We start from the raw sequence: 19,991 nt of genomic DNA, 5'->3' as shown, positions 1-19,991 counted from the left end.
TGTGTGATGATAATAATACAGTAAAGGGTGTTGGGGTTCGCTGATTTTCAGCGCTTAGCGCCGATAGAGCCGTTCGTACTTTTCGGTCATAGCGGCGGGCGAGTAGGCGTCGAGTTCGTCCCGGGCACGGGCGCTCAACCGCGCGCGAAGGGCAGCATCGCCGTAAAGGCGCTTGATGGCCTCGGCGAGCGCACGGGCATCGCCGGGCGGCACGAGGAGGCCGTTGGCGTCATCATGAATGATGTCGGGGATGCCGCCGACATTCGAGGCGACGATGGGCACATCGAACTGCATGGCATCAAAGAGGATGGAACCGAGCCCTTCGTAGCGGGAGGGGAAGGCGAAGAGGTCGAAACATGCCAGATAGTCGCCGACGTTGTTGACGAACCCTTCAAAGGTGATATTGCCAAGATCCGCCGCCGCCGCTTTCAGCACGTCTTCGTCGCTGCCGCCCCCGAGCAAGATGATATGGATATCGGGGTGGCTCCGTTCCAGGATGCGGGCCGCCTCGATGAGGACGGCCTGCCCCTTGTGGGCGTCGACAAGCGCGCCGATCTGCCCGACGATAAATTTCCCCTCAAACCGGGTATTCAGCTGACGGATACGCTCTTCATCTGTATCCAGACGGCTCCAGGCACTGGGGATGATGGCGACATCGGTCCCCGGGACGATCTTTAGGATCTCCGTTTTGATGGCTTCGGATAGGGCGACACACTGCGCGGCGGAGGCGTAAATCGACCGGTTGAAGGCGTTGTTTGTGATGGCGTGGTCGACCCGCCGCGTGACGATGTACGGGATGCCGAGGAACCATTTGCCGAAGAGGGCGAACTGCGCCGCTTTTGTTTCATGGGCGTGCAGCACTCCCGCGCCTTTGAGATGGCCCAGGTGGAGGGCGTAGGGTTTGCCGATTTCGATGACGGTAAGATTCGCAATGCCCCGGCAGCGCCGTCCCAGTTCCGAACCTTTGCGCACGAGCAGCCGCTGGCGGTAGCCCCGCTGCGAGAGTGTTTCGATCAGCAGCTGCGTCTGCCGCTCGCCGCCGCGGAATCCCTTGGCGAAGTTGGCGTGGGCGATAAGCATGCCGGTGGCGGGATGCGTCATGGTTGGAAGTCCTCTCGTCGGCGCTTTTCCGACGTATCCGAACGGTAACCGGTTCGTGTCGGAAGGATGCCGTATGGTACTGTAACATTGCCAAAAATCACGATGCCCCGCCGACGGGGCCGAAGGGTGTATGGCGATGTGGAACTCCCGCTATCTGCGGATCGACGCGGACCGGAACAGCAAGTTTACCTATTATCTTCAAAACGTGCTCGCTTACCCGCTGCCGGGTGTTCTCTTCCGTCCGCGCCGGGAGGCGCGGCTGGAGAAAGGGAGAACGGACACAGAGGTGCAAGAGAGACTGCACTATTACAACCGGTGCGATGCCACGTTCCGTCTCGGCAATGAAGCCCAGTCGCTGGACGCCTTCAGAAAAGCGAAAAAAAAGACCTACTTTTTCGACCTTTACGGCTGGTGGCGCTATTTCCGCCCCGAGTGCCGCAGCGCCTACCTCTTCGGCGACATCACCCACGTGCCGCCGCAGCCGACCCTGGTCAAGAGCCGCCCCATCGCCGGGGACAATCGCAATTCCGTCCTGATGAATCTCAATAAAGTGCGCCATTTCGTCTTTGTGAACGATGCACTCCCCTTCGAGGCAAAAAAAAGCATGGCCGTCTGGCGCGGCAAGGCGTACGGTGAACACCGCAGGGCTTTTGTAAAGCGCTTTTATAACCACCCGCTCTGCGATATCGGGCAGACGAATACGAAGTTCGAAACAGAGGTGCCGTGGCAGAAGGGGCGGATGACGCTCAAAGAGCAGCTGCAGTACCAGTTCGTCATCTCCATCGAAGGAAACGACGTCGCGTCGAACCTCAAATGGATCATGTCCTCCAACTCCCTGGCGCTGATGGCCCGCCCGAAGTACGAGACCTGGTTTATGGAGGGGACCCTCATCCCCGATTACCACTACGTGCTGCTCAAAGATGACTACTCCGATCTGGAGGAGAAGATCGCCTACTACAGCGCCCGCCCGGAGGAGGCGAAGGCGATTATCGCCAATGCCCACCGCCACGTGGCGCGCTTCCGGGATGCGGAACGCGAAGCGGTCGTATCCCTGTCGGTGCTGGAGAAGTATTTCGAGCGTTCGGGACAGCTGGAAGCGGGCACGCCGCATCCGCGCAGAAGGTCACGGCCGTCATGGCGTCTGAAGCGGCCGCGTCTGGCCGCGCTGGGGATCTAGGAGGCTTTTTTCTTTTTGCCCCGGAGCCGCTTTTTCAGGGCAACGGCGGCCTCGGTTTTGCGCGCGCAGGTCTCGATGGCCTGCAGGGCCGCGGCTTCGTCCATCCCGCTGAGTCGTGCGTATTCCCGGGCGATCAGGGTGCGTTCGGGCGCTTTGGCCCAGAGTTTGCCGAAGTTCCTCATTCCCTCCGCCGGTGGGATAGGACGGAACTGCATCCGGTTGATATCGACGAGCATGAAACCGTACCCATCCGCCGTTTTCCGTATGAGGATGTTGCCCGGCGAATAGTCCTCGTGCCAGACCCCTTTTTGGTGCAGCATATGGGTAAAGGCGGTGAAGGCCTTCAGGATTGTTTCGACGTCCTCGACACGGTGGTGCAACACTTCGCGGATGGTGAAGTCGTAGGGCTCGTATTTGGAGATGAAGTAGCTCTGCGCGAAGAGGCCGCCCCGGAAGAACTCGATGTAGCCGATGGGCTGGGGAGTCGGCACGTCCAGTTCCAGAAGCCGGACGCCATTGTTATAGGACTTTTTCGCTTTCGAATCGCGCAGATAGGCGTAGACGAAACGGTTGAGCAGGTGGGGGACTTTGAAGGCCTTGATGACGGTCTTGATACCGTGCATGGGGACGATCCGCAGTTCGTTGCGCGCTTTGTGGATGCTTTCATCCGAGGAGGAGAATTGCGCTTCGACCGAGAGCAGCTCTGCTTCAAACTCGGCATAGTCGGGATGGATCGTATAGTTGACAGACAACGGCAACCCTTTTGTAAGTGAGTGGTATGGTGCTGTGCTTCTGACTTGCGTCACAGCGGGGCCGTGATGGAAATAACGGACGATGGGCAGCATTATAACAACCGGGGGGGAAAAGAATATTGAATCCGAATGTTTTCAAAACGCACAAGGGCTTGCGCAAGGATTGTTGGGCAGGTAATCTGATAAAATTAGCTATCACTATACAAGACTGGGACACCGATTGAAATCGATTGCACGGCTCTACACTTTTATTTATTCGTATTATCTCAAGCTCTTCTATTCCAAGAGGGTAAAGCTGATGGGGCGCATACACGCTAACGGCTTTTTTACGATCGAAGTCGCCAGGGGGGCGACCCTGACGATCGAGGGCGACATCACCCTGAAGTCGGGCACGCTGATCGGCGTCCGCAAAAATGCTGCGCTCCGTATCGGCGCGGGGTGTTTCTTCAACCGCAACTGCACGATTCTCTGCCGCGACGCGATCCGCATCGGGGCGGACTGCCTTTTCGGAGAGAGCGTCAAGGTCTATGACCACGACCACAGGCTTGCCGGCGGGAAAGTCTCGAAAAGCGACTATACGCTGGGCAGCGTTGAGATCGGCGAGGGGTGCTGGCTGGCGAACGACGTCAACGTGCTGAAGGGGAGCGTACTGCCCGCGAACAGCGTCGTCGCGGCCAAAGGGGTCGTCAACCGTCCGCTGGAGCATGCGGGCATCTACGCGGGCATCCCCGTCGCCTATAAAAAAGCACTACCTAATTAACGAAGAACGGATCGAATGAAGCAGAAAATTACAGCAAATATCATTACACTGAATGAAGAGGAGAACATAGCGGATGCGATCCGTTCCGTTCAGGCCGTGTGCGATGAGGTCCTCGTCGTCGATTCGCGGAGCACGGACAAAACGAGGGAGATCGCCGAATCCCTCGGGGCCAAGGTCGTCGTCCAGCCCTACCTCGGGGACGGACCGCAAAAAGCATTCGGCGCACCGCTGGCCGCGAACGACTGGATCCTGAGCCTCGATGCCGATGAGCGGCTTGACGCAAACGCGGTCGAAGCGATCGCCGGCCTTGATCTGGCGAACAGCGGGTATGACGCATACGCCTTCCGCCGGAAGAGTTTTATCGGAAGACACTTCATCAAGCTGTGGTATCCGGACCGGCTCGTGCGCCTGTACAACCGCAACAGTGCCGGGTTCACGCAGGCGATCGGCCATGCGAAAGTCGAGGCGGAGAAGGTCAAGGAGCTTGACGCGGACCTGCTGCACTACTCCTACAAGAGCTACGGGCAGATGATCAACAACATCGAAAAGTTTGCCGCCCGGGGTGCGCGCATGCTGCATGCCAAGGGGAAGCGGGCCCGCTGGTACGACCCGTTCCTGCACGGCGGACTGACGTTCTTCAAAAAGCTGGTCGTCAAAGGCGGGATGTTCCACGGCATGCCCGGCTGGACGGTCTCGATCATCTCCGGGTTCAATACCTATATGAAATACATGATCCTGATCGAGATGCAGGAGAATGAAGCAGAGGAAAAGACGTCGGCATGAAATACCTGCACATCATGAAGAACGAGAAGTTCATCGCTTCCTTCATCACCTTCATTCATACCCATTTCAACCCTGATGAACACTTGTTCATCATTCTGGGGGGCGTGTCGCAGGCGAAGCACCCCGTACCGGATCATCCCAATGTGATCGTTATCAAGAGTATGAACAGCCCGCTGCGCTATTTCTCGGCCGTCAAGCAGTTGAAGCCCTATTTTGAACAGGCGGAAAAGGTGATCATCCACAGTCTGCTGATCCGCGGGATCATCGACTTTTTCTTTTACAACCTGCGGTTCTGCGCCAAAGCGTACTGGGTCGTATGGGGGGGAGACCTTTATGACTACCCCGCCAAGAAAAAGAAGCTTAAGCGGCAATTCTATCTGTATAAAAAGCGTCAGGTGATCAAGCGCATTGCGGGTCTCGTCACCTACATTCGCGGCGATTACGAGCTTGCGAGGCGCTGGTACGGTGCCGAGGGCAGCTATCATGAATGTCTGATGTACCAAAGCAATACCTACAAGGCGATCCCGCTTCCCGATACGGAGAAAGAGGAGATCTGTATCCAGGTCGGAAATTCGGCAAACCCCACGAACAATCATCTGGATATCCTACAGAAGCTACGCCCCTATGCCGATGAAAAGATCAAAATCATCTGCCCGCTTTCGTACGGAAGCAAACAGCATGCAAAGAAGGTGGCAGCAACGGGCAAAGCGTGGTTCGGCGACAAATTCCAGCCGTTGATGACGTTTCTGCCTTGTGAAGAGTACTTGAACTCCCTCGCCGAGATTGACATCGCGGTGTTCAACCATAAACGGCAGCAGGCAATGGGGAACATCATCACACTGCTCGGCCTTGGCAAGAAAGTCTATCTGCGAAGCGACATCTCCACGTGGGGACTTTTTGAGGAGAAAGGGGTGCAGCTGTTTGACAGCTGCGGGCCGCTTTCGATTGAACGGTTGCCTGCAGAGACGGAAGAAGCGAACTGTCAACGCATCCAAACGCTCTTTTCGGATGCCGTATTGCAAACGCAATGGGCAGAGATTTTTCAGGGAAGCGGACAGCGATGATCGTCTTTTACCTCATGACGGAAAAAGGGTATGTTACCCTTCAAAACTTTGTCGAAGCATACGGAACGGAGAAGATCACCTATGTCTGTTCGGCGAGGGATGCACAGATGGAGACGGATTATTTTGACAGGATCGGGCAGCTTTGCAGTACGTACGGCATCGCATTTTTTGCACGCGGGGAAGAGCCGGCAAGAGCGGCGGATACCTATGCGTTTACGATCGGCTGGCGCTGGTTGCTGCCCTCCTCGGCGAACCTGATCATCTTCCATGACTCTCTTTTGCCGGCATACCGGGGGTTTGCGCCACTCGTCAACGCCCTGATCAACGGGGAAGAGCGTCTTGGCGTCACGGCCATATTCGCCGCAGACGAGTATGACAAAGGGGATATCATCGCTCAGGAAGCGATCGACATCGCTTATCCAATGACCATCCAGCAGGCGATTGAAAAAATTGCGCCGCTCTATTCCAAACTGGTCAACACCATCAGCGCGGCCATCATCGGCGGCAAAGGGGTTACGGGGACGCCGCAAAGGGAGTCGGAAGCCACGTACAGTCTTTGGCGGGATGCGGAAGATTACTGCATTGACCTGCATAAAGACGCCGATCGCATCAAACGCGAAGTGGACGCCCTCGGTTCACCGTACGATGGTGCCAAACTGTTGCTGAACGGTGAGATGATCACGCTGGTCAGCGTCGAAGTGTGCTCAGACGTGGCGATCGAGGACCGCGACAGCCATATCGGCAAAGTGATCTTTTACGCAGAGGGGTACCCGGTCGTTGTTTGCAAGCGAGGAGTGCTCAGGATCCTCGATGCCCGAAAGAGCAAAACAGGCGAAAGCGTATTGCCCCTGAAACAGTTTCGATCCCGATTTGAAAAGGTGGACAGACCCTCATGATTTTTTTTAATGTACCGGCGTACACAGGTAAAGAAGATGCGTATATGCTCGAAGCGGTTCGAAGCGGGAAGATCTCCGGTGACGGCTTATTCACGAAGAAGTGCCACGAATGGTTCGAGCGCGAGCTCGGGTGTGCCAAGGCGCTCTTGACGACGTCATGCACCCATGCCCTGGAGATGGCGGCTATTCTGATAGAGATCGAGCCGGGCGATGAGGTGATCATGCCGAGTTACACCTTCGTATCGACGGCCAACGCGTTCGTCCTGAGAGGGGCGAAGATCGTTTTCGTCGACATCCGTCCCGACACCCTCAATATCGACGAGACGAAGATCGAAGCGGCGATCACCGATAAAACGAAGGCGATCGTGCCGGTCCACTACGCCGGCGTCGGCTGCGAGATGGATACGATCATGGCGATCGCGGAACGCCACGATCTCTACGTCATCGAGGATGCCGCGCAGGGGATGCAGGCGACCTATAAGGGGCGAGCGCTGGGCACCATCGGGCACATCGGAACCTACAGTTTCCACGAGACGAAGAACTACACCGCCGGCGGCGAGGGCGGACTGCTGATCATCAACGACGGGCGTTTCGCCGAGCGGGCGGAGGTCATCCGGGAGAAGGGGACAAACCGCAGCCAGTTCTTTCGGGGGATGGTGGACAAGTATACCTGGGTCGATATCGGTTCATCCTACCTGCCGGCGGATATCAACGCTGCCTATCTTTATGCGCAGCTGGAGTCGGCCGATGCCGTCAATGCGGACCGCCTGGCAAGCTGGCGGCACTATTACGATGCGTTTGCCTTACTGGAAAAAAAAGGTATCGACCTGCCGACGATACCGGCACACTGCGAGCACAATGCCCATATGTTCTACCTCAAGTGCCGTTCGTTCGAAGAGCGCACCGCTTTCTTGGAGCACTGCAAGACGGAAGAGATACTGGCCGTATTCCACTACATCCCGCTGCATGCATCGCCGGCGGGTAAACGGTTCAGCCGTTTCCACGGCGAAGACCGCTTCACGACCGTTGAGAGCGAGCGTCTTGTCCGCCTTCCGCTTTACTTCGGGATGGGCGAGGCGACGCGCCAGCAGGTCATCGACGTCGTGACATCCTTCTACGGTGACTAGACCTTCAGTTCCCCGTATTACCGGCTGAACTGCCGGTTCTCCTCCAGACTTTTGATCATGATTTCATTCATCCTTTTCTTATCGTTCAGTTTGATCTTTTTGTATGTCTCTGTATCCCGTATCTCGTTGTTGAAGGCCTTGGAGAGGACGTCGGAGATGACGAAAGTCTCTTTTTTGCAGATGATGGCGTTTTCGTTCCAGTTCCCGACGAAGGCGCATTCGCGGCGGTAGTCCGGGGCGAAGAGATCATGCCCGTGGGCATAGTCGCTTGCGGGGTTGTCCGCCCCCAGCATCGCCATCAGCGTCGGGGCGATGTCAAGGTGCGAGGTGAGGCGGGTTATCTTTTTCGGTCCCGTGCCCGGGATACGGAGATACAGCGGCGTACCGACCTGTTCGCGGTCGTAGGCGGAGTTGTGGCCGTAATGGTCGTGCTCGAAGAACTCCTGACCGTGGTCGGAGAGGACGATGATGACGGCGTCGTCGTAGAGCCCCTTGGCCTTGAGGGCGGCAATGAAACGCGCGAAGCGGTCGTCGACTTCGTAGGCGGCGTTTTTGTACATGTTGAAGAGCTCCGTTCTCTCCTCGGCGGTCGCCGTCAGGTACTGGCTGCTGACCTTGTCGGGGGTGTACTTTCGGAAAGCGTCGTCGTAGGCCCGGCTGTGGACCGAATCGAGCCAGACGAAGGCAAACATGGGTCTGTCCGGCTCCTGGCGTCCCAGCCACTCGTCGAAATAGTTGACGGTCGCCAGGTCGTTCTCGGTCTTGGTACCGTTGTAATCATCCTTGATTTCGTCCTGGACGTCGAAAAAGATCGTCTGCCGGAACTCCGGCCACGCCGTGTTGACGCTGGAGTCGATGCTGATCTGGTAGCCCAGTTTCTTGAGGGTCTCGAAGAGTACCGGCCCCTTCTTGGCATTGAGGAAGCCGAACCAGTAGCTGGAATTGATGCCGTAAAAGATCGAGAAGAAGCCGAAGCGCGTATTGTTACCGCCGCTGTAGTGGCGTTCGAAATCGACGGCCTCGCGTTTGAAGGCGGCCATGTTCGGCATGTTGTCGTCGTTGACGATGTCGGGGCGGAGGGCGTCGACGCCGAAGATGAAGATGTTGGGCGTTTTGGGATGGGTGACGCTGATGGGGTGCAGCGGGTAGCGGATGTTGGTAATCTTCTTGATATTGACGCTGATCCCGTCGTTCTGCGCTTTTTTCATGCCGAAGGTGCCGATGAGCAGGTCGTCCATCAGCAGCGGCTGGTAAAGGGGGACGACCTTCGTGCGTTCGAGGATGTTGCCGTCAAGGTGAAGGTTGGCGACGGCGTAGGTCAGCTTTTCGCCGACGATGACGAGGAAGAGCAGGGGCACGAGGCTGCGGTTCAGCCGGCGGTTAACCCGCAATGCCCTCTGGGCGGGAATCCGGGCGATCCGCTTCAGCCCGAGGAGCAGCAGCGCCGCCAGGACGGCAATGACGATGAAGACGATTACGACGGCCTGGCCCGTCATCTGCAGGCTGTCGTAGGCGGCCGGCGAAAAGAGGATATTGAGCACCATGCCGTTGATATGGAAGTTCCAGATGCGGTAGATGGCGAAGTCGGTCATGAGTAGGAGATCGGTGAGAAAGAACAGTAGCAGAAGCAGCACCGCCGCCAGACGGGTCAGGCGGAAAAAAGCGCGCAGAAGCAGCCAGTAGATAAGGTAAAGCGTCGCCGTCGTCGAGAGCAGGGCCGCCGCGGTGAAGAGCAGGGCCGAGGGGGTGTAGTGGCTGTTGAAGAGGGCAAAGGCCAGTGAGAGCAGACCGGTCGTGAGCAGGTTGGCTTTGAAAAAGAGGGCAAGATGCTGCGATGTCATGGTGTCACTTTTTTGTGAAAGTATACCAGAGGGTGCCAACACTGTATAATACGCCTTAAAAAGGGCATAGACGCGTGACATACTCGCCGGTGCAATACTATTTCGGTCTGCTGCGGCAGACGGTGAAACTCCAGCTGATTTTCTTGCTGCTGCTCTCCCTTTCCCGTCTGCTGTTCTTCTGGCAGTTCTCGCCTCCGAAGACTTCCTTCCCCGGCCGGGAGTTGGCGGAGGCGTTCTTCCTGGGGCTGCGGATCGACCTGGTGCTTGTCTGCTACCTCATGGCCCTGCCGCTGCTGGTGATCATCCTGAACCACCTGGCGCGGAACGTCGTGCCGCTGCCGTGGCTGCCGCGGCTTTTTCGCGGATACTTCACCGCCGTCTACCTGATCGTGAGCGCCCTGGTAGGGATCGATTTCGGGTTCTACTCCTACTTCGGGGAGCACATCACGATCATGCTCTTCGGCTTCTTCGACGATGATACCCGGGCCCTCGTGCAGATCGGGCTCAAAAACTACAATGTCACCCTGATCATAGGAGTGATCCTCTTTTACGCCCTTGCGCTGGTATGGCTCGTCGGCCGCTTCTTCCGCGACGTCCGTCCTTCCGCCGCCAAGACCGGTCCGATGAGAGCGGCAGCCGTCTATCTCGTACTGCTGCTGCTGGTCGGGGTGGGTGCACGGGGCAGCCTCGGGCTTTTTCCCCTGCTCAAAGATGTGCCGGAGGTCTCGACGGACGTTTTTGTGAATGCCATCCCGCGCAGCGGCGTCTTTGCCTTCGATAAAGCGCTCAAACAGTACCTGAAAGACAAAAACGGCGGTTACGATCTGATCAAGCGCAGCGGTTACAAAGGCAGAGTGCCGCAGGCCTTCAGGGACTATCTCGGACGGGACCAAATCAATACGGCCGATCTCGCGTCGAACCTGCTGCGGACAACGCAGCCGAATGAAGCGGCAGCGGCGAAACCGCCCCATGTCGTCGTTGTCATGGTGGAGAGTTTCGGGGCGCCGATCCTGCAGTATCAGAGCCCTACTTTCGATATCCTGCGCCGGCTCAAGCGGCACTTTGACGAGGATATCCTCTTTACAAACTTCATCTCCGGCGGCAACGGGACGATCGCGTCGATGGAGCCTTTTCTGCTCAACGTCGTCGCCCGTCCGGGCAGCATCGCCTACGGGCAGAGCCGTTACCAGCGTACCGCTTTCCCCCAGGCAGCGGCGCGGATCTACAAAAAGGCGGGCTATGAGACGAATTTCGTCTACGGCGGGGACCTCTCGTGGCGCAACGTCGGCAGTTTTTTCAAAGAGCAGGGGTTTGATCATGTCGAGGGGAAAAGCGACATCGAACGTCTCTTCCCCGGGGCGGAAGAGCATGATTACGGGGTCTACGACCGGTATACCTATGACTTCGTGCTGCAGAAGCTGGAGCAGGCGACGACTCCCCAGTTCGTCTTTATCCTGACGACGAACAATCACCCCCCGTATGTCCTCTCCAAAAGCTATGACTCGAAGCCGCTGGAATTTACGGAAAAACTGCAGGCGCACATTACCGGGGATATGGACCTGGCGCACCGTCGGCTGCAGGACTACCAGTACGCCCTCGATATGGCCGGGCGTTTCATGGATGGGGTCAAAGCGTCAGCACTCGCAGAGCAAACCGTCGTTGCCATCACCGCGGATAACAACACTATCGAGGGGATCATGCATTACGACCATCCCCTTCAGGAGGGGAAACAGATTCCCTTCTATCTCTACCTGCCGCCGTACCTGCGAGTCGAACCGTTCGACCGCAACGTCAGCGCGTCGCACAACGACCTCTTCCCGACGCTCTACGGCCGTACCCTTTCCAAAACGGCCTATACGGCCGTGGGGGAAGACCTTTATGACCCGAATGCTCTACACTGCGGTTACAACGACGCCGGAGTTGTCGTCTCAAGCGGGGGTGCGTTCAAAACCGGCCATGCCGCCAACGAACAGCAGCGCGACTGCGAACAGAAGTACAACGCCGCACTGGCCGTGACCGAATACCTGGTGCGGCAGGCGCATGAACAGGCGAAACCCGTATGGGAAAAGGGGAGTGAATGAAACAGACTTTTAGGCGGTTTTGGCCCTATATCAAGGGGTATAAAGGCTACTATTCAATCGTATTGATCGGGATCATCATGACGGTGCTCGCCACCGTGGCGACGGCGCAGATCATGCAGCCGCTGATGGACAAGATGTTCATCGAGAAAGATCCGCAGATGCTCTACTATATCCCCCTGATGATGATCGGCATCTACGTCGTCAAATCGGTCGGGCGCTACCTCCAGGCCGTTTTCATGAACTACATAGGCCAGCATATCATTACCAGGCTGCGATCACAGCTGCTTGATCACATGCTCCACCTGGATATGGCTTTCCTGCACGCCAACCGCAGCGGGGAGTTGATCAGCCGCATCACCAACGATATCAACCGGGTACAGTACTTCGTCTCCAATATGCTGCCCGAACTGGTCCGGGAGTCTTTGACGGCACTTGGCCTCGTCGTCTACGTCATCTACCTCAACGCCGAACTGGCATTCTATTCACTGGTCGTGCTGCCGCTGGCGATCTACCCGCTGATCCTCATTGCCAAGCGCCTGCGCCGCCTCTCGCACCGCTCACAGGAGAAGAATGCCGATGTCGTTACTCGCCTAACCGAGGTCTTCAACAACGCCGAGATCATCAAGGCCAACGGGACGGAGGCCTACGAGATGGGACGCTTCGATGCGGAGAACAACAAGTTCTTCAAGCTGAACATGAAAGCGGTCTACACGAACGAGATCGTTTCGCCGATGATGGAGGTCCTGGGCGCTACAGGCCTGGCCGCCGTCATCTTTATCGCGGGGCAGCAGGTGTTCAACAACCAGATGACGGTGGGGGAGTTTACGGCGTTCCTGACGGCCGTGGGGCTCACCTTCCAGCCGCTGCGGCGCGTCAGCTCCATCTACGGGAAGATCCAGAACGCCATCGCCGCCAGCGAGCGGATCTTCAGCGTCCTCGACCGCGAAAGCATGATCGAAGAGGGGAGTGCGCTTCTGGAGGAACCGATCCGGGAGATCGGATTTAGCCATGTCGCACTCGATTACGGGGAGACACGCGCCTTGCGGGATGTGTCGCTCTCCATCCACCCCTCCGAGCAGATCGCCCTTGTCGGCGACAGCGGGGGCGGGAAGAGTTCGCTGGTCAACCTTCTTCTGCGTTTTTACGATCCATCAGAGGGAGAGTTGCGCGTCAATGGCCGGGACGTGCGGGAGTATGACCACCGCTCCCTGCTCAAGCAGATGGCCGTCGTCTCCCAGCGCGTTTACGTCATGCAGGACAGCCTCGCCGAAAACGTCGCCTACGGTCTGGAACTGGACGAAGCGAGGGTCATCGAGGCGCTGAAACTGGCCGACGCCTATGAGTTTGCCCAGGGGCTGCCGGAGGGGATCCATACCCTGATGGAAGAGGGGGGTGCGAACCTCTCGGGCGGCCAGCGCCAGCGCATCGCCATCGCGCGGGCCATCTACAAGAACGCTTCCGTGCTGATCCTCGACGAGGCGACCAGCGCGTTGGACAACGAGAGCGAACTCCGCATCCAAAAGGCACTGGCGTCCTACACGAAAGACAAGATCACCATTATGATCGCCCACCGCCTCACGACGGTAGAACACGCCGACAGACTCTACTTCTTCAAAGCGGGCGAAATCACAGACGCGGGCACTTTCGCGGAACTGATGGAACGTTCGGAGGATTTCCGGCGCATCGCCCGCAGCTACGAAGGGTGATGGTTCTGAAGCGAGAAGACTTTTATAGGCGATTTTTTCTAACATCAAGGCAGATAAGTGAAGTGTACTGCTATACATGAGCTTGTCGACAATGATGCATCAAAAAAAATGTTGATTTGGGTAGAGCAAGCCCATTCAAATTTTCGAAGGCGATTTTTTCTTTAATCGAGGCGGAATAGTACGAAGCGTACTTATGTACGTGAGTGCTGTGACAACGAAGAGTAAAGGAAAAAGCGTCGAAGAAAATGGCTCCGGATACTGGATTCGAACCAGTGACCAAGTGATTAACAGTCACCTACTCTACCGCTGAGCTAATCCGGAATCGTTAAGAGGCCGAAATTATAAGGAAAACTCCCTGAAAAGTCAAGGATTCTTTGCGCGTTTTCGATGAAGGTTTTTGGCGGGCATGTAGAAGGTGATCCCGGAGCTGTCTTCGGCAACAATAAGCCCTGTTTCAACGAGGGCCTGGAAACGCTCCCGGCTGTCGTTGTCGAAGAGCAGGGCGATGTCCTCCATGCTCAGCGGCCGCTTGTCGAGGGTGTTGAGGATCGCGTCATCGCTATAGCGTCCCTGGCACGATTCGGCATGGGTCCGGGAGGCAATGTGGATCGGCAGGTCCGGGGCGAATTTGGAGGCAACCTCGTGGAGCTCTCCGTAGCTGAGGCCCTGCACGGGGTAGGCCGGCGGGCGGTCGATCGTCCCGATATCGACCCGTTTGCAGGGGATGTCATGCAGTACGGCATCGAGTGACGCAATCTCTTCGTCGGTGTCGTTGAGGCCGTGGACGAAAAGGATCTCCAGGTAGAGGTCGCCGCGGTATGCTGCGGCGAACCTTTTGACGGCATCCACGAGCGCATCGATCTCGATCCCTTCGGCCGGGCGGTCGATCTTGCGGAAGACCTCCGGGGTAACCGCGTCGAGGGAGAGCTTGACTTGGTCGAACTTGAGCAGGGTCGCAAAGGTCTTCGGGTCGGTCAGGGTGGCGCTGTTGGTAAGAATGAGGGTCTTCGTATTGCCTTTGACGGCGTCGATACGGTCTACCAGAGCATCCAGTTCGGGGTAGAGGGTCGGTTCGCCGTTGGCGGTGACGGTGATGTCATCGATGCCGGGATGCTCGGCCAGGGCGCTTCGTAGTTCGGCGATGATCTCGTCGACGCCGCTGCGCTGCTTTTGTTCCGTGACGGGAGCGGCGGGGGCGAGCTCGCAGTAGAGGCAGTCGAAGTTACACTGTTTGAGACCGGGGGAGAGGTCGATACCGAGGGAGGTACCGAAACGGCGGGAGTTGACCGGGCCGAAGATCGCACTCATCCCTGGGTCCTGCTTCTTAGGCGTCAGGCTTTGGTGCTGACGCGGTGGCACTCGTTGACGAAGTGGATGGCGTTTTCGACGGGAACGTCGGGCAGGATGCCGTGGCCGAGGTTGAAGATGTGGCGTTTGCCGCCCATCGTCTTCTGGATCACTTCGATGCAGGCCGTTGTCGCCTCTTTGGAGTAGAGGCGGCACGGCTCCATATTGCCCTGCAGGACGTATTTGTCCCCGAGTTTCTCCTTGGCCAGGGCCATCGGCGTCCCCCAGTCGATGCCCATGACATCAAAATTGCCGTAGACGAGGCCGCGCTCGATAAAGGCCGCGATCCCCTTGGGGAACATGATGACCGGCACGTGCGGGTACTTCTCTTTGAGGTACTCGGCGATCTCGACCATGTACTGCCAGGAGAACTCGTCGTATTTGCCCGGTTCGATCGCCGCGGCCCAGGAGTCGAAGATCTGCACGACGTCAACGCCGCTCTGGATCTGCTTCTCCATGTAGTACTTGACGACCTCGGTGACTTTTTTGAGGACGCTGTGCAGCAGTTCCGGGTTGGAGTACATCATTTTCTTGCAGATGTTGTAGGTCTTCGTGCCCTGGCCTTCGATCATGTAGGTCGCCAGGGTCCAGGGGGCACCGGTAAAGCCGATCAGTGCCTTCTCGTCGCCGCGCTCGTCGAGCTGTTTGCGCAGCAGCTTGATCGTGTCGTAAACGTAGGTGAGCTTGTCCGCTGCTTCCTCGCCGCCGATGAGGCGGTCGACATCAGCTTGCGTTTCGATCGGGTCGCTGAACTTCGGACCCTCGCCCTTGACGAAGGAAAGGTCCATTCCCATCTCGTCGGGAATGACGAGGATGTCGCTGAAGAGGATCGCCGCGTCGACGCCGACGATATCAAGGGGCTGGAGCGTGACTTCCGCCGCTTTTTCCGGGTCATGGCAGAGGTTGAGAAAACTGCCCGCTTTGGCGCGGACTTCCATATACTCCGGCAGGTAGCGGCCGGCCTGGCGCATCATCCAGACAGGGGTATACGGTGTCTCTTTTCCGAGGCAGGCATCGACGAAAATTTTACTCATTTATATTCCTATGGGTATTGAATTTGCGGACGATCAGTGTTGCTGATCGCCTTTATGCAGAAAGTAGAGGGCGAGCGCCAGCAGCAGGATCGACCCCGAGAAATAGAGCATCTCCAGCGCCCCGTTGAACTGGGTGTGCAGGACGCGCTGGAAGAAGTTGACGACCAGGACCATGACGATGACCTTGGCGATCTTGTCCTTGAGCTGGTCGAGGGAGTGGATCTGCAGCACCGAGGAGCTTTTGCCGTCCTCATCTTCGGCCGCATCGATCTTGGAGACGAAGAGCTCGTAGACCCCGAGGCTGAAGATCAGTAACACGATGGCAATGAGATAGAGATCGATGGCCCCGATGATGCTCGACACAACGTCCTCGTGCAGGTGTTCCGGGTGGGCGTGGTGCGCGACAACGTCCCATACCAGGACCAGGACACCCCAGATGTCGAGGCTGGCGACGACGAAGAGGATAATCGCGCCGATCAGCGAAAAGACAACGGCAAAAAGGGTGAAAAGGCGGCTGTTCCAGAGACCGGACTCAAACAGTTTCTCAAACATCCGCACCTCCCATCTCTACCCATTTCTGCGCGATGCGCACGGCATTGGTCGCGGCACCGACGCGGAGGTTGTCCGCGACGACCCACATGTGGAGCATATTGTCGCGGTAAAGATCGTTCCGAATACGTCCTACAAAGGTCTCGTTACGGTCGACACAGGCTGCCGGCATCGGGTAGACTCCCTTCTGGGGCTCGTCCTGGATGACGATGTTCGGTGCCTTGGAGAGCACCTCGCGCGCTTCGGCGGCGCTGAGGGTGCCGTCGAAGGTCATCGTGATCGCTTCGGAGTGGCCGCGCAGTACAGGCACGCGGACGCAGGTAGCGCTCAGCTCGACGGCTTTGTGCATGATCTTCTTGGTCTCGTTGACCATTTTGATCTCCTCTTTCGTATAACCGTTGTCGGTGAAGACGTCGATCTGCGGAATGAGGTTCAGCGCGATCTGGTGGGGGAACTTGTTGTGTTCGCTCTCATCCAGGCGGAAGGCGAAGAAGTCCTGCATCTGCTGCACAAGCTCCTCCATTGCCGCTTTGCCCGCGCCCGAGGTCGCCTGGTAGGTACTGACGTCGACGCGGACCAGGTCGAAGGCGTCGTCGAGGGGCTTGAGGGCCTGGACCATCTGGATGGTCGAACAGTTCGGGTTGGCGATGATCCCTTTCTTCTTCCATTCGCGGATATCTTCGGGATTGACCTCCGGGACGACAAGCGGGACCTCTTCGTCCATCCGGTAGTGGCTGGTGTTGTCGATGACGACGGCACCGGCCGCGGCGGCGAAGGGGGCGAATTTCGCCGAAACCGAACCGCCGGCGCTGAAGAGGGCGATCTCGATCTCCTCTTCATCAAAGACGGTCTCTGTCAGCTCCTTGATGACGAGCTCATTCCCTCGGAATTCAACGGTATTGCCGGCACTGCGGCTGCTGGCCATCGGTACGAGCTTGGCCAGGGGGAAATCGATCTCTTCAAAAATGCGCAGGATCTCTTCGCCGACGGCACCGCTGGCGCCGACGACGGCTACGTTGTATTGTTTCATTACTGCTTACTACCTTGTAAAATTATTCTAAATCAAAAGATTGCTGTTCGGGCTCGATCTGGACACTCTCCGTGCCGCCCTCTTCGCCCTCATCCTCTTCGTCGGTCACGGGCTCTTTTTTCGGACAGCGGGAGATGCTGACGACATCATCGCCTTTGACGATGTAGACGCCGCTCGTATTACGGCTCGATTTGGAGATGCTCTCCATATCGACGCGGATCATCTTGCCGCCTTTTGTCAGCGCCATCATGTCCATATTTTCGTTAACGATCACACAACCGACGACATGCTGGCCGGTTTTCGCATTGAGTTTCATCGCGATGACCCCGCTGCCGGCGCGGTTGGTGAGGCGGTATTCGCCCGCCGTTGTGCGCTTGCCGATCCCCTTCTCGCTGACAGTGAGGATCTCCTGCTCGTCGCTGTCGATGATGTTCGCGTCAACGACACGGTCGCCGTCATGCTTGAACTTGATACCGCGTACCCCACGGGTACTGCGTCCCTGATCGCGGGTCTTGTCGATCTCGAACTTGATGCACTGCGCGTACTTCGTCAGAATGAAGAGGTACTTCGTCTCCGTCGTGGCGATTTTCGCCGTAATGAGTGTATCCTCGTCGTCGAGGACGATGGCACGAACCCCGTTGCTGCGGATGTTGGAGAATTCGCTGAGGTTGGTACGCTTGACGATACCGTTCTCGGTAAAGAAGACCAGGGATTTCTCCTCGCTGAAGTCCTCCGTCGGGATGATCGACTGGATCTTTTCGTCCGGCTGGAGCTGGATCAGGTTGACGACGGCTTTGCCTTTGGCGGTACGGGAGCCCTCCGGGATGCGGTAGACCTTCAGCCAGTGCAGCTGCCCGCGGTCGGTGACGAACATCAGCGTATCGTGGGTGTTGCAGGTGAAGAAGCTTTCGATGAAGTCATCCTCGTAGGTCGTGACGGCGGTCTTGCCTTTGCCGCCGCGGCGCTGTTTCTCATAGTTCACCAGCGGCACACGCTTGATGTAGCCGCGGTGGGTGATGGTGACGACCATCGGCTCGTTCGGGATCAGGTCCTCGATATCGATATCGTCGTAGTCGTCTTCGATGTCCGTACGGCGAGGATCGTCGTAGACCTCCATCACCTCGTTGAACTCCTCTTTGATGATGCCGCGGAGCACATCTTCGCTGCGCAGAACGCTCTCGAGATACTCGATGAGTTCAAGCAGCTCTTTGAGCTCGTTCTCAATCTTTTCGCGCTCAAGCCCGGTGAGCTTCTGAAGGCGCATATCGAGGATCGCCTGGGCCTGGACCGGGCTGAAATCGAACTCGGAAATAAGCCCCTCTTTGGCGGTTTCGGTGTCCTTGCTGGCGCGGATCAGCTTGATGATCGCATCGATGTGGTCCAGTGCCTTCTTCAGACCTTCGAGAATGTGCGCGCGCGCCTTCGCTTTTTCAAGGTCGAAGATCGTACGGCGGATAATGACCGTTTTGCGGTGGTTGATGAAGTGGTTCAGCATCTCCAGGATCGGGAAGACTCTCGGCTCCTGGTTAAGGATAGAGAGCATGATGATCCCGAAGGTCGTCTGCATATTGGTCGACTTGAAAAGGTTATTGAGGACGATCTCGCTCATGGCGTCACGTTTAAGCTCGATGACGACACGGATGCCTTCGCGGTCGGATTCGTCGCGGATCTCGCTGATACCGTCGATCTGTTTGTCCTTGACAAGGTTGGCGATGCTTTCGATCAGGCGCGCCTTGTTGACCATGTAGGGGAGTTCATCGATAACGATGATCTCTTTTTTGCGGGTCTGTTCGATATGGGTCTTCGCACGGACTTTGATGCGGCCGCGGCCGGTTTCATAGGCGTCGATGATCCCTTTTTTCCCGTAGATCGTACCGCCGGTCGGGAAGTCAGGTGCCTTGATGTAGTGCATGATGTCCGGCAGGGTCGCTTTGGGGTTGTCGACAAGGTGCACGAGGGCGGAGAGAACCTCTTTGGGATTGTGCGGCGGGATGTTGGTGGCCATACCGACGGCGATACCGGATGAACCGTTGATCAGCAGGTTCGGGACGCGGGTCGGCAGGATCTCGGGCTCCTGGGTCGTTGCGTCGTAGTTGTCGATCATATTGACGGTCTCTTTGTCGAGGTCCTTGAGAAGCTCCCCAGCATACTTGGTCATACGCGCTTCGGTGTAACGCATCGCTGCCGCGTTGTCGCCGTCGATAGAACCGAAGTTCCCCTGGCCGTCGACGAGGGTCATACGCATGGAGAAGGGTTGGGCCATCCGGACCAGAGCATCGTAAACCGCGGTATCACCGTGGGGGTGGTACTGGCCGATAACGTCCCCGACGATACGGGCGGATTTCTTGTATTTCGCCCCGGCGGAGAGATTGAGTTTGTCCATCGCGTAGAGGATACGGCGGTGAACCGGTTTGAGACCGTCGCGTACGTCCGGGAGCGCACGGCCGATGATGACACTCATGGAGTAGTCGAGGTAGCTGCTCTGCAGACTCTCTTCAATATTGATATTTTCGATTTCGCTGTTATCCAACGGTTCGCTCATGGCTTGTCCCACCTCGTACAGGAGCCCGCAGGCCCCATGTTCTAAGATTTTTGGCGCTTATATTAACCTATATATACTTAAACACGACGGGGGCGCTGGGGATGGACGGCGGAAAGCGAAGGGTGCCTAAAAATTAAACAATCTTATAGAGCAGATTACCGACAAAATTGTATACCATTTTCATGAAACTTCCGCAGCCGA

Annotated in this window: 16 protein-coding genes and 1 tRNA gene; 8 read left to right on the top strand and 9 right to left on the bottom strand. The window is 57.3% G+C overall.

Annotated features, from left to right (window positions below):
- Positions 1-54: 54 nt before the first annotated feature.
- On the bottom strand, positions 55-1,101 hold the full coding sequence (locus LOH54_RS11220) for a glycosyltransferase family 4 protein (RefSeq protein ID WP_231019165.1): 1,047 nt from the start codon (positions 1,099-1,101) through the stop codon (positions 55-57).
- 130 nt (positions 1,102-1,231) lie between these two features.
- Here LOH54_RS11220 and LOH54_RS11215 point away from each other — a divergent pair, with 130 nt between their 5' ends.
- Positions 1,232-2,278 carry a glycosyl transferase family 90 gene (locus LOH54_RS11215; RefSeq protein WP_231019164.1) on the top strand — a complete coding sequence of 349 codons (1,047 nt, stop codon included), beginning with the start codon at positions 1,232-1,234 and terminating at the stop codon, positions 2,276-2,278.
- Here the strand turns inward: LOH54_RS11215 and LOH54_RS11210 are convergent.
- Positions 2,275-3,030 carry a lipopolysaccharide kinase InaA family protein gene (locus LOH54_RS11210; protein ID WP_231019163.1) on the bottom strand — a complete coding sequence of 252 codons (756 nt, stop codon included), beginning with the start codon at positions 3,028-3,030 and terminating at the stop codon, positions 2,275-2,277. The two genes, LOH54_RS11215 and LOH54_RS11210, sit on opposite strands and share 4 nt — an antisense overlap.
- 298 nt (positions 3,031-3,328) lie before the next feature.
- Here LOH54_RS11210 and LOH54_RS11205 point away from each other — a divergent pair, with 298 nt between their 5' ends.
- From LOH54_RS11205 to rffA, 5 genes are read left to right on the top strand one after another with little or no spacing between them, the layout of a single operon-like run.
- Entirely contained in the window at positions 3,329-3,790 is a 462-nt protein-coding gene (locus LOH54_RS11205) for an acyltransferase (RefSeq protein WP_231019162.1), read from the top strand.
- Positions 3,791-3,805: 15 nt separating this feature from the next.
- Positions 3,806-4,573 carry a glycosyltransferase family 2 protein gene (locus LOH54_RS11200; RefSeq protein WP_231019161.1) on the top strand — a complete coding sequence of 256 codons (768 nt, stop codon included), beginning with the start codon at positions 3,806-3,808 and terminating at the stop codon, positions 4,571-4,573.
- A complete protein-coding gene (locus LOH54_RS11195) occupies positions 4,570-5,637 on the top strand; it encodes a TDP-N-acetylfucosamine:lipid II N-acetylfucosaminyltransferase family protein (RefSeq protein WP_231019160.1) in 1,068 nt (355 codons plus the stop codon). Before LOH54_RS11200 ends, LOH54_RS11195 begins: the two co-directional genes overlap by 4 nt.
- On the top strand, positions 5,634-6,533 hold the full coding sequence (locus LOH54_RS11190; RefSeq protein ID WP_231019159.1) for a methionyl-tRNA formyltransferase: 900 nt from the start codon (positions 5,634-5,636) through the stop codon (positions 6,531-6,533). The genes LOH54_RS11195 and LOH54_RS11190 overlap by 4 nt, the downstream gene beginning before the upstream one ends.
- Entirely contained in the window at positions 6,530-7,660 is a 1,131-nt protein-coding gene (rffA, locus tag LOH54_RS11185; RefSeq protein ID WP_231019158.1) for a dTDP-4-amino-4,6-dideoxygalactose transaminase, read from the top strand. Before LOH54_RS11190 ends, rffA begins: the two co-directional genes overlap by 4 nt.
- Positions 7,661-7,677: 17 nt before the next feature.
- On the opposite strand, the gene LOH54_RS11180 is transcribed toward rffA, so the two are convergent.
- The gene (locus LOH54_RS11180) at positions 7,678-9,501 is read right to left on the bottom strand and encodes a sulfatase-like hydrolase/transferase (RefSeq protein WP_231019157.1); all 1,824 of its coding nucleotides are present in this window, start codon (positions 9,499-9,501) and stop codon (positions 7,678-7,680) included.
- Positions 9,502-9,575: 74 nt separating this feature from the next.
- Between LOH54_RS11180 and LOH54_RS11175 the strand changes: the two genes are divergently transcribed.
- Together LOH54_RS11175 and LOH54_RS11170 are read left to right on the top strand one after the other, a co-directional pair.
- A complete protein-coding gene (locus tag LOH54_RS11175; protein ID WP_231019156.1) occupies positions 9,576-11,582 on the top strand; it encodes an LTA synthase family protein in 2,007 nt (668 codons plus the stop codon).
- Positions 11,579-13,288, top strand: coding sequence for an ABC transporter ATP-binding protein (locus LOH54_RS11170; RefSeq protein WP_231019155.1), 1,710 nt, complete (start codon positions 11,579-11,581; stop codon positions 13,286-13,288). Before LOH54_RS11175 ends, LOH54_RS11170 begins: the two co-directional genes overlap by 4 nt.
- Positions 13,289-13,534: 246 nt before the next feature.
- Here LOH54_RS11170 and LOH54_RS11165 read toward each other — a convergent pair.
- The 6 genes from LOH54_RS11165 to gyrA form a co-directional block, all read right to left on the bottom strand.
- Positions 13,535-13,609: transfer RNA gene (locus tag LOH54_RS11165), tRNA-Asn, on the bottom strand.
- 42 nt (positions 13,610-13,651) lie between these two features.
- A complete protein-coding gene (locus tag LOH54_RS11160) occupies positions 13,652-14,596 on the bottom strand; it encodes a radical SAM protein (RefSeq protein ID WP_231019154.1) in 945 nt (314 codons plus the stop codon).
- A gap of 23 nt (positions 14,597-14,619) precedes the next feature.
- On the bottom strand, positions 14,620-15,669 hold the full coding sequence (gene hemE, locus LOH54_RS11155) for a uroporphyrinogen decarboxylase (protein WP_231019153.1): 1,050 nt from the start codon (positions 15,667-15,669) through the stop codon (positions 14,620-14,622).
- Positions 15,670-15,702: 33 nt separating this feature from the next.
- Positions 15,703-16,221, bottom strand: a complete 519-nt coding sequence (locus LOH54_RS11150; protein WP_231019152.1) for a YqhA family protein — start codon at positions 16,219-16,221, stop codon at positions 15,703-15,705.
- Positions 16,214-17,248, bottom strand: a complete 1,035-nt coding sequence (locus LOH54_RS11145; RefSeq protein WP_231019151.1) for an aspartate-semialdehyde dehydrogenase — start codon at positions 17,246-17,248, stop codon at positions 16,214-16,216. The genes LOH54_RS11150 and LOH54_RS11145 overlap by 8 nt, the downstream gene beginning before the upstream one ends.
- Before the next feature lie 22 nt (positions 17,249-17,270).
- Entirely contained in the window at positions 17,271-19,790 is a 2,520-nt protein-coding gene (gene gyrA, locus LOH54_RS11140; protein ID WP_231019150.1) for a DNA gyrase subunit A, read from the bottom strand.
- Between the last annotated feature and the right edge of the window lie 201 nt (positions 19,791-19,991).

Source organism: Sulfurimonas sp. HSL-3221, assembly GCF_021044585.1.
Taxonomy (GTDB): Bacteria; Campylobacterota; Campylobacteria; order Campylobacterales; family Sulfurimonadaceae; genus Thiomicrolovo; species Thiomicrolovo sulfuroxydans.
Note: the sequence above shows the minus strand (reverse complement) of the source record. Positions and strands in the feature narration are given on the sequence as shown.